12 protein-coding genes and 3 tRNA genes are annotated in these 13,562 nt (G+C 69.3%); 10 read left to right on the forward strand and 5 right to left on the reverse strand.

Features of this window, described 5'->3' with window-relative positions; translation table 11 throughout:
• Positions 1–13: 13 nt before the first annotated feature.
• From FB157_RS37530 to FB157_RS37540, 3 genes are all read right to left on the reverse strand, one after another.
• A complete protein-coding gene (locus FB157_RS37530) occupies positions 14–766 on the reverse strand; it encodes an SDR family oxidoreductase (protein WP_145885206.1) in 753 nt (250 codons plus the stop codon).
• A 94-nt stretch (positions 767–860) separates the two neighbouring features.
• Positions 861–2,246 carry an NDP-hexose 2,3-dehydratase family protein gene (locus tag FB157_RS37535; RefSeq protein ID WP_145885207.1) on the reverse strand — a complete coding sequence of 462 codons (1,386 nt, stop codon included), beginning with the start codon at positions 2,244–2,246 and terminating at the stop codon, positions 861–863.
• 53 nt (positions 2,247–2,299) lie between these two features.
• Positions 2,300–2,968, reverse strand: coding sequence for a dTDP-4-dehydrorhamnose 3,5-epimerase family protein (locus tag FB157_RS37540; RefSeq protein ID WP_145885208.1), 669 nt, complete (start codon positions 2,966–2,968; stop codon positions 2,300–2,302).
• A gap of 132 nt (positions 2,969–3,100) precedes the next feature.
• On the opposite strand from FB157_RS37540, the gene FB157_RS37545 reads away from it, so the two are divergent.
• From FB157_RS37545 to FB157_RS37580, 8 genes are all read left to right on the forward strand, one after another.
• Entirely contained in the window at positions 3,101–4,090 is a 990-nt protein-coding gene (locus tag FB157_RS37545) for a Gfo/Idh/MocA family protein (RefSeq protein ID WP_145885209.1), read from the forward strand.
• A 131-nt stretch (positions 4,091–4,221) separates the two neighbouring features.
• Positions 4,222–4,296 (forward strand) — tRNA-Asp (locus FB157_RS37550).
• 24 nt (positions 4,297–4,320) lie between these two features.
• Positions 4,321–4,394 (forward strand) — tRNA-Phe (locus tag FB157_RS37555).
• 170 nt (positions 4,395–4,564) lie between these two features.
• The gene (locus tag FB157_RS37560; protein WP_186581867.1) at positions 4,565–4,747 is read left to right on the forward strand and encodes a DivIVA domain-containing protein; all 183 of its coding nucleotides are present in this window, start codon (positions 4,565–4,567) and stop codon (positions 4,745–4,747) included.
• A gap of 76 nt (positions 4,748–4,823) precedes the next feature.
• Positions 4,824–5,135: a hypothetical protein gene (locus FB157_RS37565; protein WP_186581868.1), complete on the forward strand. Its 312-nt coding sequence runs from the start codon at positions 4,824–4,826 to the stop codon at positions 5,133–5,135.
• Positions 5,136–5,193: 58 nt separating this feature from the next.
• Positions 5,194–9,138, forward strand: a complete 3,945-nt coding sequence (hrpA, locus tag FB157_RS37570; protein WP_145885211.1) for an ATP-dependent RNA helicase HrpA — start codon at positions 5,194–5,196, stop codon at positions 9,136–9,138.
• Between the two features lie 96 nt (positions 9,139–9,234).
• Positions 9,235–9,309: transfer RNA gene (locus FB157_RS37575), tRNA-Asp, on the forward strand.
• A gap of 139 nt (positions 9,310–9,448) precedes the next feature.
• Entirely contained in the window at positions 9,449–9,643 is a 195-nt protein-coding gene (locus FB157_RS37580) for a DUF6274 family protein (RefSeq protein ID WP_145885212.1), read from the forward strand.
• 461 nt (positions 9,644–10,104) lie between these two features.
• Here the strand turns inward: FB157_RS37580 and bldC are convergent, their stop codons facing one another.
• Complete coding sequence (gene bldC / locus FB157_RS37585; RefSeq protein WP_003949541.1) at positions 10,105–10,311, reverse strand: developmental transcriptional regulator BldC; 207 nt, start codon at positions 10,309–10,311, stop codon at positions 10,105–10,107.
• Positions 10,312–10,829: 518 nt separating this feature from the next.
• Entirely contained in the window at positions 10,830–11,672 is an 843-nt protein-coding gene (locus FB157_RS37590; RefSeq protein ID WP_145885213.1) for a hypothetical protein, read from the reverse strand.
• Positions 11,673–11,872: 200 nt separating this feature from the next.
• On the opposite strand from FB157_RS37590, the gene FB157_RS37595 reads away from it, so the two are divergent.
• Together FB157_RS37595 and FB157_RS37600 are read left to right on the forward strand one after the other, a co-directional pair.
• Entirely contained in the window at positions 11,873–12,967 is a 1,095-nt protein-coding gene (locus FB157_RS37595) for a Glu/Leu/Phe/Val dehydrogenase dimerization domain-containing protein (protein WP_145885214.1), read from the forward strand.
• A 306-nt stretch (positions 12,968–13,273) separates the two neighbouring features.
• A complete protein-coding gene (locus FB157_RS37600; RefSeq protein WP_145885215.1) occupies positions 13,274–13,522 on the forward strand; it encodes a DUF3073 domain-containing protein in 249 nt (82 codons plus the stop codon).
• Positions 13,523–13,562: the final 40 nt, after the last annotated feature.

Below are 13,562 nucleotides of genomic sequence, written 5' to 3' on the forward strand. Positions count from 1 at the left end.
CCCCCACCGCGCCTCAGGCGCGGAGCCCCAGGCCACCGTCCACGGTGACGGTCTGGCCCTGGATCCAGGCGGCCTCGTCGGTGCACAGCAGGGCGATGGCGTCGGCCACATCGCTGGGTGTGGTCAGTCGTCCGGCAGGTGTACGGGTGGCCAGCACGCGCGCCGCCTCCGATGCCGTCGTCGCCTCGCCCTTGTCCAGCTTGGCTGTGGACACCGCGTTGACTGCGATGCCATGGGGCGCGAGCTCGACGGCGAGGTAGCGCACGAAGCTTTCCAGGCCCGCCTTCGCGACCCCCAGACCGACGTAGCCCGGCACGACCCGTCCGGCGCCGGAGCTGGAGACCGCCACGATCCTGCCGGAGCCCTTGGTCATCGCCTCGGCGAGTGCGGGCGCCGCGCTCAGCAGAGGGACGAGCGACACCTCCAGGGTGTCCTGGAAACCGTCGAGATCCGGCTCGGCCGCCCGCATGGGCCGCAGGAACGAGGTGTTGTGCACGAAGACGTCCAGGGAACCGTGGTCCTTGGCCACCTGCTCGATCGCGGTCCGCATCCCCTCAGGCCGCGAGACGTCGGCCTTGAGCGCGGTGGCGGTACCGCCGAGCTGCCCGAGTGAGGCCACAGCGGCGTCCGCATCGGCGCAGGAGTGCCCGTAGTTGAGGTACACGTGGCATCCGGCGGCGCACAGCTTCCGCGCAGTCGCCAGGCCCAGTCCCCGCGTCGCCCCGGTCACCAGGGCGACACGCCCTTCGAGTCCCAGCCTCGTCATGCCTGCCCTTTCCATGGAGTTCGTCGGTGCGATGACGATGGTGTGGCCGGGCGTTGGAGGGCGATTGGAGCAGCGATCGCGCGGGCGCCGCCCGCTACCAGGTGGTGTGCAGGGCGGCGATGAGACTGCGCGCCTGCACGTTCAGGTAATTGCTGTGCTTCAGCAGGTCCATGGCCTGCCCGACGGTGATCCAGAGGAAGCCGTCGGGGGCGTCGGCAGGGGTGTCCTCGCCCGCCTCGACGATGAGATAGCGGTTCTGCGCGTGATAGAAACGGCCGCCTTCCTCCGACTGCGTGGAGTCGTAGCGCACGCGGTCGCCGGTCGCGGCGAGCACCTCCTCCAGATAGGGAGGCGAGGACAGGCCCCGGAGATCACCGGGGCTGCACTGAACGGTCGGGGCCAGCTCCGCCCCGGCGAGCGAACCGGCCTCGGTCCGCGCCCGGGCGAGAAGGTGCAGCACCCCGTCGAACTCCTTGGTCAGAAAGGCCGACACCTCCGGCCCGCGCGGTTCGAGCAGCGGCTGCGACCAGCGCCCGACCTCCCGGTTGGCCGCCTTCACATGGGCGCCGACGATCCGGAAATACCGGCCGTCCTCATGAGTGATCTCCTTGTCGGAGCAGTCCCAGCCCGCGACCTGGCCGAGCGGTATGCGGCGCTGCACATGGCGCTGCACGACGCGCTGCTCGGTCAGCAAGCCGAGAACCTCCTGGGTGCTGTGGCGGCCGGGGGCGTGGTCGATCGAGCGGCGCAGCGCCGCCCGGTAACCGTCCTCGGTCCCGGACTCCGGCGGCGCGGCGAACGGCATGCACGACAGGACCGTGCGCGCGTCCATGTTGACGGCGTTGTCCACGGTCAGCAGCCGCAGAACCTGGCCGAGCGTGAGCCAGCGGTAGTCCTCGTGCTCCGGTACGTCCTCAGTGGTCTCCACGACGATGTTGCGGTTGCGTTTGCGCAGGAACCAGGAGCCCTGTTCGGACTGGAGCGTGTCGACCAGCACGCGCCCGGGGCGCGGGGCGCGGAAGTACTCGACGTACGGCGTCGGCTGACCACCGTGGACCCCGGTGTAGTTGCTGTGGGTGGCCTGCACCGTGGGCGACAGCTGGATCACATTGACGTTCCCGGGCTCCATCTTCGCCTGCATGAGGCAGTGCAGGACCCCGTCGAACTCCTTGACCAGGATGCCCAGGATCCCGGTCTCGGGCTGGTTGATGATGGGCTGGTCCCACCCGCTCTCCCCGACGTTCACCCGCAGGCCCTCGATGGAGAAGAACCGGCCGCTCCGGTGGACCAGGTCGCCGTACTCGGGCTCGAAGAACCAGCCGTCGAGTTCGCTCAGCGCACTGAGGGTCACGTCGAAGTCATGCGCCACCGCCCGCTCGCGGAGCCAGGACTCCAGCGCGTCGTCGGAGGTCAGCGGGGATTCGGCGGCAAGGGCCGAGCGGGTAAGGCGGAGGCCGTCATCGGCCGCGTCATCGGTCATGAGTATCTCCCTGTCGTGCCTGCTCAAGGCACCTGCTTGAGGCCGCCCCGTCCTCACAGCGCCGCGGCGGCCGACGGACCGATGGTCGGGGGTGCGGTTGGAGAACCGTTCGAAGCGGACCGGTCCTCACGAGCGAACTGCTCGTAGAGCTCCTGGCACTCCTCGTACGTGGCCAGAAGCCCGGCCCGGGTGGCTTCCTCGACCGTGGGCGCGGCGGCGTCCTTGGCCGAGACGATCGGCTCGCCCGCCACGTCCCAGGGCAGGGCGAGGGAGGAGTCGAAGGGGTTGATGTCGAGCTGGGTGCCAGGCACATAGCCGGACGAACAGAGGTAGCTCACCAGGGTGTCGTCCGTGAGGGCCACGAAACCGTGGCCGAGCCCCTCCGCGATGTACACCGACCGGCCCGATTCGGCGTCCAGAAGGGTCGTGTCGTACCGGCCGAACGTAGGTGAGCCCAGCCGCAGATCGACAACGAAGTCGCGGACCGCGCCGCGTGGACAGCTCACGACCTTCGCCTGGCCGGGCGGCAGCAGCACGCCATGGATCCCCCGGACCACACCGCGCCGGGAGACCGAGTAGTTGACCTGTGCCAGCGGTCGGGGATGGCCGACTGCGGCGAGCGCCTCGTACGAGAAGGACTCGTAGAAGCAGCCCCGCTCGTCCCGCAGTTGACGTGGCTCGATGAGGAAGCTGTCGGGCACGCGAAGAGGTGTGATCTCCATGACGGGGAGCGTAGGCAGCCGTCTTTGAGCGGGCCCCTACGCGGGCTCGAATCCTCCGGCCGAGGATCGGCGCACCCCTGGCGGCCCGGGTGGCACGGGAACCAGGACGGCGGAAGCGACCGAGGTGGCGGCATGACAGAGGAGAGCGCGGTGCTCGGGGTAGGTGTGCTCGGGTGCGCCGACATCGCCCTGCGAAGGGGCATTCCGGCGTTGCTCACGACCCCAGGGGTCCGCCTGGCGGCTGTGGCCTCCCGAGACGGGGCAAAAGCGCGGACCTTCGCCGAACGGTTCCACTGCGACGCGGTCGAAGGCTACGACGCGCTGCTCGCCCGTACGGACATCGACGCGGTGTACATCCCGCTGCCCTCCGGACTGCACGCCGAATGGGCGGACAAGGCACTGCGGGCCGGCAAGCACGTACTGGCGGAGAAGCCCCTGACCACCAGCGCGGAGGCGACTGCCGCGCTGGTGACGACAGCTCGCGAACGCGGTCTGCTGCTCATGGAGAACTTCATGTTCGTCCGGCACCCGCTCCACGCCGAGGTGCGGAGACTGGTGGCCGAGGGCGCGATCGGCGCACCCCGGGCGTTTCACGCCGCCTTCACCATCCCGCGACGGCCCGACGACGACATCCGCTACCAGGCCGCGCTGGGCGGCGGTGCCCTGCTCGACGTCGCGGGATATCCGCTGCGCGCGGCCCGGCTCCTGCTGGACGGGCCGCCGGCCGTGATGGGCGCGGTGCTCACCCACGACCCGGCCCGGGGTGTGGATGTCGGCGGCGCCGCTCTCCTGCGCACCCCGGGCGGGACCGTGGCGCAGCTGACGTTCGGGCTGGACAACGCCTACCAGTGCGCCTACGAGGTATGGGGCAGCGAAGGGGTGATCCGGGTGGACCGGGCCTTCACTCCTCCGCCCGGGCACACGCCGGTGATCAGGATCGAGCGCGGGGGCGAGGCCGAGGAGCTGCGGTTGCCCGCCGCCGACCAGTTCGCTCTCGCCATGCGCTGCTTCGCCGCGACGGCGCTGTCCGGGGACGGGTTCGAGGATCACGCCCAGGACGCGCTGCGCCAAGCGGAACTCGTGGACGAGATCCGGCGGATGGCATCGGCCGAAAGGAACTGAACGCCGGGCCGGGTAGTCGGGGTCGATCGGGATCGATCGGGACGTAGGCCGCGCCCGACTTGACCACCGTGAGCAGGGACACACCATGGGGCGCGCAACACCGCGTGCGACACTGTTGCACACAAACGCTTGGTCCTGTGGAGCAGTTTGGAGTGCTCGCCACCCTGTCAAGGTGGAGGCCGCGGGTTCAAATCCCGTCAGGACCGCTGAGGTTTCCCCGGAAGCCTCGTGGCTGGGTAGCTCAGTTGGTACGAGCGATCGCCTGAAAAGCGATAGGTCGCCGGTTCGACCCCGGCCCCAGCCACAATCGCCCCATGAGGGCAGACACCCCCTCCGGGAGATTCCGGAGGGGGTGTTCTCGTATGGTCCGCGACTACCCTGCTTGACGGCGGCTGCGCCGACGGCGAAGGCTGCCGGTGCGGCCCCGTTCAGCTGAACGGGGCCTTCGCCGTTCCGGCACTGGGGGAGGCAGAGGTGGCAGAGGACTTCCGGGGCTTCGACATCGTGCGACGGGGATACGACCGGGCACAGGTCGACGCCTACCTGGCCGGGCTGGCCGCCGGCACCGCGCCCGGGGCACCGCCCGTGTTCGACATCGCCCGACGGGGGTACGACCGGGCGCAGGTGGACGCCCGGCTGGCGGAGCTGCGGGGCTGACCGGGCGGACTCTTGGCAGGTGACCCCGGCAGCGCTACGTTCTGGATGATCGGGCGGGACCGTCGGGGGCAGGACGATGAGCCGGGACGAGGCCAGAGCCATTCGGGACACGGAGCTGGAGAAGGACCGTGCGCGCTACGGGCTGCTCGCGGTCGTCGTGAGCAATCTCGCCATCGCCGGAGTCGCGATCTTCGGGGTGTGGCGGCTCGACGGGGACAAGGCCGTGATCGTCGGCGTGCTGACCGCCGCGTTCACCGCGGTGACCAGCCTGACCACCGCCTACCTGGGCATCAAGGCCGTGTCCAACACCGCGAAGTCGATCGCCCTCGGGGACACGTCGGGCCGCCAGCGCACGGAGCCGGCGCCACCCGCTCAGCGCACGCCCTGAGCGCCCCGGGGCAAATCGTTCGCCAGTGATTTCCCCGAGGTGCGATCCTGGACCGCGTATGTCTACGCACCCAGCCCCCGCCCTCGGCACCCTCGCCCACCGCCTGACCGAGTTGTCGCTGCGCGAAGCGCACCGCCTCGGCCGGCGGCTCGAGGGCGCGCGCAAGATCCGTAAGCCGGAGGCCCGCGACGCCGTCCTCGTGGAGATCGAGGCCGAGATCGCCAAGGCCGAGGCCCGGATGGACGAGCGGCGCTCCCGCGTGCCCGCCGTCACGTACCCCGAGCAGCTGCCCGTCAGCCAGAAGAAGGACCAGATCGCCGAGGCCATCCGCGATCACCAGGTCGTGATCGTCGCCGGCGAGACCGGGTCCGGCAAGACCACGCAGATCCCCAAGATCTGCATGGAGCTGGGGCGCGGCGTCCGCGGCATGATCGGGCACACCCAGCCCCGCCGTATCGCGGCCCGCACCGTCGCCGAGCGGGTGGCGGAGGAGCTGCGGACCCCGCTGGGCGAGGCCGTCGGCTGGAAGGTCCGCTTCACGGACCAGGTGAACCCGGACGCCACCTTCGTCAAGCTGATGACGGACGGCATCCTGCTCGCCGAGATCCAGACCGACCGCGAGCTGCGCGCCTACGACACGATCATCATCGACGAGGCGCACGAGCGGTCCCTCAACATCGACTTCCTGCTGGGCTACCTCGCCCAGCTGCTCCCGAAGCGGCCCGATCTCAAGGTCGTCATCACCTCGGCGACCATCGACCCCGAGCGCTTCTCCCGGCACTTCGGCGACGCCCCGATCATCGAGGTCAGCGGCCGCACCTATCCGGTCGAGGTCCGTTACCGGCCGCTCCTCGAAGAGGACTCCGAGGACGCCGACCGGGACCAGATCACCGCGATCACCGACGCCGTCGAAGAGCTGATGGCCGAGGGGAAGGGCGACATCCTCGTCTTCCTCTCCGGTGAGCGGGAGATCCGGGACACGGCGGACGCGCTGACGAAGAAGCAGTACAGCTTCACGGAGATCCTGCCGCTCTACGCCCGTCTCTCCCACGCCGAGCAGCACCGCGTCTTCCAGCCGCACACCGGGCGCAGGATCGTTCTGGCGACCAACGTCGCCGAGACCTCCCTCACCGTGCCCGGCATCAAGTACGTCATCGACCCCGGCTTCGCCCGGATCAGCCGGTACAGCCACCGCACCAAGGTCCAGCGGCTGCCCATCGAGGCGATCTCCCAGGCCAGCGCCAACCAGCGCAAGGGCCGCTGCGGGCGTACCTCCGACGGCATCTGCATCCGGCTCTACGCCGAGGACGACTTCCTCGGCCGCCCGGAGTTCACGGACGCCGAGATCCTCCGCACGAACCTCGCCTCCGTCATCCTCCAGATGACCGCGGCCGGCCTCGGCGACATCGAGAAGTTCCCCTTCATCGACCCGCCGGACCACCGCAACATCCGCGACGGCGTGCAGCTGCTCCAGGAGCTGGGCGCGCTGGACCCGGCCCAGAAGGACCCGCGCAAGCGGCTCACCGACAACGGCCGCAAGCTCGCCCAGCTGCCCGTCGACCCGCGTCTTGCCCGGATGGTCCTGGAGGCCGACAAGAACGGCTGTGTCCGCGAGGTCATGGTCATAGCGGCCGCGCTGTCCATCCAGGACCCCCGCGAGCGCCCCGCCGAGAAGCAGGCCCAGGCCGACCAGCAGCACGCCCGCTTCAAGGACGAGACCAGCGACTTCCTCGCCTACCTGAACCTGTGGCGGTACGTCCGCGAGCAGCAGAAGGAGCGCGGCTCGTCGTCCTTCCGCCGGATGTGCAAGCAGGAGTACCTGAACTTCCTGCGCATTCGCGAATGGCAGGACATCTACACCCAGCTGCGCACGGTCGCCAAGCAGATGGGCATCCACCTCAACGAGGACGACGCCCCCGCCGACCGCGTCCACGTCTCCCTCCTCGCCGGCCTCCTCTCCCACATCGGGATGAAGGACGTGAAGGACGGCAACAAGAACGAGTACCTGGGCGCCCGCAACGCCAAGTTCGCGATCTTCCCCGGCTCGGCACTGTTCCGGAAGCAGCCCCGCTTCGTGATGTCCGCCGAACTGGTGGAGACGTCCCGTCTGTGGGCCCGGGTCAACGCGAAGATCGAGCCGGAGTGGGTCGAGCCGCTCGCCGGACATCTCCTGAAGCGGACGTACAGCGAGCCGCACTGGGAGAAGGACCAGGCGGCCGTGATGGCGTACGAGAAGGTCACGCTGTACGGCGTCCCGATCGTCGCCCAGCGGAAGGTGAACTACGGCCGGGTCGACCCCGAGGTCTCCCGTCAGCTGTTCATCCGCAACGCGCTCGTCGAGGGCGACTGGCGCACGCACCACAAGTTCTTCGCCGACAACCGCAGACTCCTCGGCGAGGTGGCGGAGCTGGAGCACCGGGCGCGGCGCCGGGACATCGTCGTGGACGACGAGACGCTGTTCGACTTCTACGACCAGCGGGTGCCCGAACACGTCGTCTCCGGCGCCCACTTCGACTCCTGGTGGAAGCGGAAGCGGCACGAACAGCCCGAGTTCCTGGACTTCGAGCGGGAGATGCTCATCCGGGAGTCGGCGGAGGCGGTCACCAAGGCCGACTACCCGGACAGCTGGCGGCAGGGGCAGCTCAAGTTCCGGGTGACCTACCAGTTCGAGCCGGGCGCGGACGCGGACGGTGTGACCGTCCACATCCCGCTGCAGGTCCTCAACCAGGTCACGGACGAGGGCTTCGACTGGCAGATCCCCGGTCTGCGCGAGGAAGTGGTGACGGAGCTGATCCGCACCCTCCCCAAACCGATCCGCCGCAACTACGTGCCCGCGCCGAACTACGCGAAGGCGTTCCTGGAGCGCGCGGTGCCGCTGCAGGAGCCCCTGACGGTCACCATGACCCGCGAGCTGAAGCGCATGGTCGGCGTCCCCTTCGAGGCGGACGACTTCGACTGGGCGAAGGTCCCCGACCATCTGAAGATCACCTTCCGGATCGTGGACGAGCGGCGGCGGGGGCTCGCCGAGGACAAGGACCTGGAGGCGCTGAAGCTCCGGCTGAAGCCGAAGGCGCGCAAGGCCCTGTCCCAGGCGGCGGCCGCGACCGCCTCCCGCGAGGGCGGGGAGTCCCTGGAGCGCAAGGGCCTGACCGACTGGACGATCGGCACGCTCACCCGGGTCTTCGAGACCCGCCGGGCCGGACAGCCGGTGAAGGCTTACCCGGCGCTGGTGGACGACGGCGACACGGTCTCGGTCCGCCTCTTCGACACGGAGGCCGAGCAGGCGGAAGCCATGTGGAAGGGCACCCGCCGCCTCATCCTGCGCAACATCCCGGTGAACCCGGCGAAGTTCGCGTCCGAGAAGCTGACGAACGCCCAGAAGCTGGCGCTCTCCGCCAACCCGCACGGCTCGATCCAGGCCCTCTTCGACGACTGCGCGATGGCCGCGGCCGACAAGCTGATCGCGGACTTCGGCGGGCCGGTGTGGGACGAGGAGTCGTACCGGAAGCTGTACGACAAGGTGCGGGCGGAGATCGTCGACACGACGGTCCGTACGGTCGCCCAGGTGCAGCAGGTCCTCGCCGCCTGGCAGGCCTGTGAGCGCCGTCTGAAGGCCACCCGCAGCCCCGTCCTGCTGGCGAACCTCACGGACGTCCGCAAGCAGCTGGACGCCCTTGTGAAGCCCGGTTTCGTGACCTGGGCGGGGATACGCCGCCTGCCCGACCTCATGCGCTACCTGGTGGCCGCGGACCGGCGCCTGCAGCAGATGCCGACGGGCGTCCAGCGGGACACCACGCGCATGGAGAAGGTCCACGAGATGCAGGACGAGTACGCCTGGCTGCTGGAACAGCTCCCGCAGGGCCGGCCGGTACCGCAGCAGGTCCTGGACATCCGCTGGATGCTCGAGGAGCTCCGGGTCAGCTACTTCGCCCACGCGCTGGGCACGGCGTACCCGGTCTCCGACAAGCGGATCGTGAAGGCGATCGACGCCGCCGCACCGTGATCACGCGCGTACGGAGGGTGAGTTCGACCAGGACCCTCACCCTCCTGTACAGTCCTTCTCGCAGCGCAACGCAGCAAGCAGAGCGCCGCGAAACCTGGTCCTGTGGAGCAGTTTGGAGTGCTCGCCACCCTGTCAAGGTGGAGGCCGCGGGTTCAAATCCCGTCAGGACCGCAACGAAGAAGCCCTCATCCGATCCGGATGGGGGCTTTCTTCTTGCACCCAGCCCGCCCCCCGGGGATTGACGACGTCACATTCCGCCGGTACCCAGAAACCAGGGCCCGCCCCCCTGTGCGGCCCCTGGAGGTGGTGTATGGCGGCATCGGCCAGGCACGAGACACGGGCGCTGCTCAGGGCGCATCTGTCGGCCGCCTCGTCCTACCGGCGGCACCTCACCCGACACTGCCCGATCTGCCATCACCTGCTTCGGCTGGCGATGGACACCGGCCCGCGACCCGAGGACACGGGCGAAGAGGCCCTGAAGGACGACAGCCCCCGGAGCGCGTGACCGGCGGCGGACCCAACACCCGCCCGGACGTGGCACGCTGGAAGGGGTGGTTCCACTACCGCACCGGTGCCGGAGGCAACAAGATCCCTGGCGTGTGACGGGAGTCACCGCATGACTTTTTGAAACGGTGGAACTTACCCCCCTCCTACAACTGGTCAATTTAATATGTGCAATTGCACTCGACTCAGGGACCGTGCACAGAAGTTCCGACAGCCCTCCCCAGACTCCGACAAGGCCGCTCACGGCGACCTCGGCACCCCCACGGTCGGCGCACAAAAAAGATCGCGCTGGACCCGGCGGAGTCCAGCGCGATCTACGACGCACCCTGTGTCGCTGCCTACAACGTGCTCTTCGGCTTGGGCGTGGGCCCTGTTGGGGCAGGTCCCGCGTCGCTTGAAGCTAGGGTTCCGGGCACCTCGGTCAGTTGGGGGACCAGCCGGTTTGCCCGGTTATTCAGTTGTTCAGGCCTCGCTGCGCTGCTGCGGGATGCCCGCGAGCAGAGCGCGGACCTCGGCCTCGCGGTAACGGCGGTGCCCGCCGAGCGTACGGATCGAAGTGAGCTTGCCGGCCTTCGCCCACCGCGTGACCGTCTTCGGGTCCACGCGGAACATCGTGGCGACCTCAGCCGGGGTCAGCAGCGGCTCGGCATCAGGGGTGCGAGCGGTCATGAGCGGCCTCCTCGGGAGAACCGAACCTTCTCGGTTCTTTCCTCTAAATTCTGCACCTTGACCCACGTTGCCCGAAATGGCGGACGCGGGCCGAGTCGGTTATAGGACGAACGGCTTGTCCTCGGCACTACAACTACACCATCTGTCCAGCCACGTCGGCCAAACCGATGGAATTGCCCTCCCAGGTGTTCATCAGCCGCGGAAGCCGATGGACCATGCCATAGCGGACAGTCACGCCACTGTGACGATCAGTCACAGGGCGATCAGGAGGCACCAGACCCCCCAAAGCTCGCAATGCTGGGATTCCGCCCAGAGTGGAGCATAGTTGGACGGACAGAGCCCTCCCCGGACTCCTTGTCCTATTTTGGCATGAGGGGTGGCAAGCGGCGCAAGAGCCGTGTAAGTGCCGTCCATCACCCTTGGGACAAAAGCCCGGATCGGGATCAACGTCCCGTCAGGTGGTCAAGTGCGGTAGACCGTACGTTGTTCAGGGCTGTTTTGACCGTGACGTGCGTCACTCAGTTCGCGGAGCGCCGGTCCCGTACCGCCCGCCACCGCTCCACCAGCCGCCCGTAGGCCTCCCCTGCGGCCGTCCCGTCCCCCCGGCGCAGGGCCTCGATGCCGTCGGCGACGTCGGCCGCCGAGTGGTCGCCCTCCAGTTCGCCGGCCGGCACCGCGTGCACCAGGCCGCCGTAGTCCAGCTCGACCAGCGAGCGCGGGTGGAACTCCTCCAGCCAGCGGCCGACGTCCACCAGGCCGTCGATCAGCGGCCCCTCCTGGATGGTGTCCCTCAGCGTGCGCAGCGCCCGCGCCACCCGGCGCCTGGCCTGCACCATCGGGGTGCGGTAGCGCAGCATCGGCGGCACCTCGCCGGACCCCTTCTCGTACCGGCGCTCCTCGTCGGAGACCAGCACGAACCAGTTCAGCGGGACCTGCCAGGTCGCCGTGCGGATCCAGGGGCGGGCGTCCGGGTTGCGGGCCAGCCAGCGCTCGTAGTCCTGGGCGGCCTGGTGGCGCACCAGCGGCGGCAGCACCGCGTCCAGCACCGGAGCCGGCAGCTCCTCGGCGAGCTCGCCGAGGGCCTGCCAGCCACGCAGCCGGGTCCGCCAGGGGCAGACGCAGACGACTCCGTCGATGTCCAGCACGAAGGCGTCGCTGCTCTCGTGGACCGGCACCGGGATCGGCGGGGTGGGCAGCAAGTCGGCCAGCGAACGGCGCAGTTCGTCCTGGTAGGAGGGGCGGTCGGGGCGCCGGGCGTAACGCGCCCAGTGGGTGCGCTCCGGCTCCGGGAAGGCGGCCAGCGGCTCGTAGACGCGCAGGTACGCGGCATAGGGGACGACCACGGAGGACACCTTGGGCACGCCTGCTCCCTCCCCATCGGACCCGGCTCGAAACCACTGCAAATCGTGCCACGGTCATGCGTACGCCAAAGGCACGGCAGAGTGATCCTGAACACTGCGAGGATGGCTGGTGGGCACAGGCTCTACGCTCATGCCACAGCACCCGCCACCCGCACGGGAGCTGAGCCCCACTCGCCGCTATTTACACAGGAGTCACCACAGTGACCGACGTAACCGGCGCATCTGCTGATGTCCTGCACACCCTGTTCCACTCGGACCAGGGCGGCCATGAGCAGGTCGTGCTCTGCCAGGACCGCGCCAGCGGTCTCAAGGCCGTGATCGCCATCCACTCCACCGCCCTGGGCCCGGCCCTTGGCGGAACGCGCTTCTACCCCTACGCGACCGAGGCCGAGGCCGTCGCCGACGCCCTCAACCTCGCGCGCGGGATGTCCTACAAGAACGCCATGGCCGGCCTGGACCACGGCGGCGGCAAGGCCGTGATCATCGGCGACCCGGAGCGCGACAAGTCCGAGGAACTGCTGCTCGCCTACGGCCGCATGGTCGCCTCGCTCGGCGGGCGCTACGTCACCGCGTGCGACGTCGGCACGTACGTCGCCGACATGGACGTCGTGGCCCGCGAGTGCCGCTGGACCACCGGCCGCTCGCCCGAGAACGGCGGCGCCGGCGACTCCTCGGTGCTCACCGCCTTCGGCGTCTACCAGGGCATGCGCGCCTCCGCCCAGCACCTGTGGGGCGACCCGTCGCTGCGCGGCCGCAAGGTCGGTATCGCGGGCGTCGGCAAGGTGGGCCACCACCTGGTCCGGCACCTGCTCGACGAGGGCGCCGAGGTCGTCATCACGGACGTGCGGCGCGAGGCCGTCGGGCGGATCTCCGACCAGCACCCGACCGTGCAGGTGGTCGCCGACACCGACGCGCTCATCCGCGTCGAGGGCCTCGACATCTACGCCCCCTGCGCCCTGGGCGGCGCCCTGAACGACGACACCGTGCCGGTGCTGACCGCCCAGGTCGTCTGCGGCGCCGCCAACAACCAGCTCGCCCACCCGGGTGTGGAGAAGGACCTCGCCGACCGCGGGATCCTCTACGCGCCGGACTACGTGGTGAACGCCGGTGGCGTGATCCAGGTGGCCGACGAGCTGCACGGGTTCGACTTCGAGCGGTGCAAGACGAAGGCGGCGAAGATCTTCGACACCACGCTGGCCATCTTCGCACGTGCGAAGGAAGACGGGATCCCGCCGGCCGCCGCGGCCGACCGGATCGCCGAGCAGCGCATGGCCGAGGCCCGCGCGGCACGCTGACGCTCGCGATCGGGTGTCCGATCGCACGCATGAGCGGTACCCGCCGGCGGGAACTTGGAGAGAACTCTCACTTCCACCGGCGGGTCGTACCCCGATAAGTGGTTAAAATCGCCACTGACCAGCGAGGACAGGGCACCTCGAGGGTCCTGTGCACACGCGCGTGCTGCGGGCGACGTACCGTATGGGCGCGGGCTCAGGTACCGTGGAAGCCCTACGGACCGGCCTCTCTGCGGAGGGTCCGTTCCGGATCATGAACGCGTGTCAGACTCTGGGGCCGTCAAGCCCCGTCACCGAGGGGGTCGAGCCATGGGGCGCGGCCGGGCCAAGGCCAAGCAGACAAAGGTCGCCCGCCAGCTGAAGTACAACAGCGGTGGGACTGACCTGTCACGTCTGGCCAATGAACTGGGCGCATCAACTTCGAGCCAGCCGCCGAACGGCGAGCCGTTCGAGGACGATGAGCATGACGAGGACGATCTCTACTCTCGATACGCCGACCTCTATGAGGACGACGAGGACGAGGACGAAGGTCCCTCACAACACCGTCGCGGCGCTTGACCCTGCATTGAGCACTCACCCGGTCGGTGGCACAGCCACC

Origin of the sequence: Streptomyces sp. BK340 (assembly GCF_007827595.1) — a bacterium.
In the GTDB taxonomy this organism is placed as follows: Bacteria; Actinomycetota; Actinomycetes; order Streptomycetales; family Streptomycetaceae; genus Streptomyces.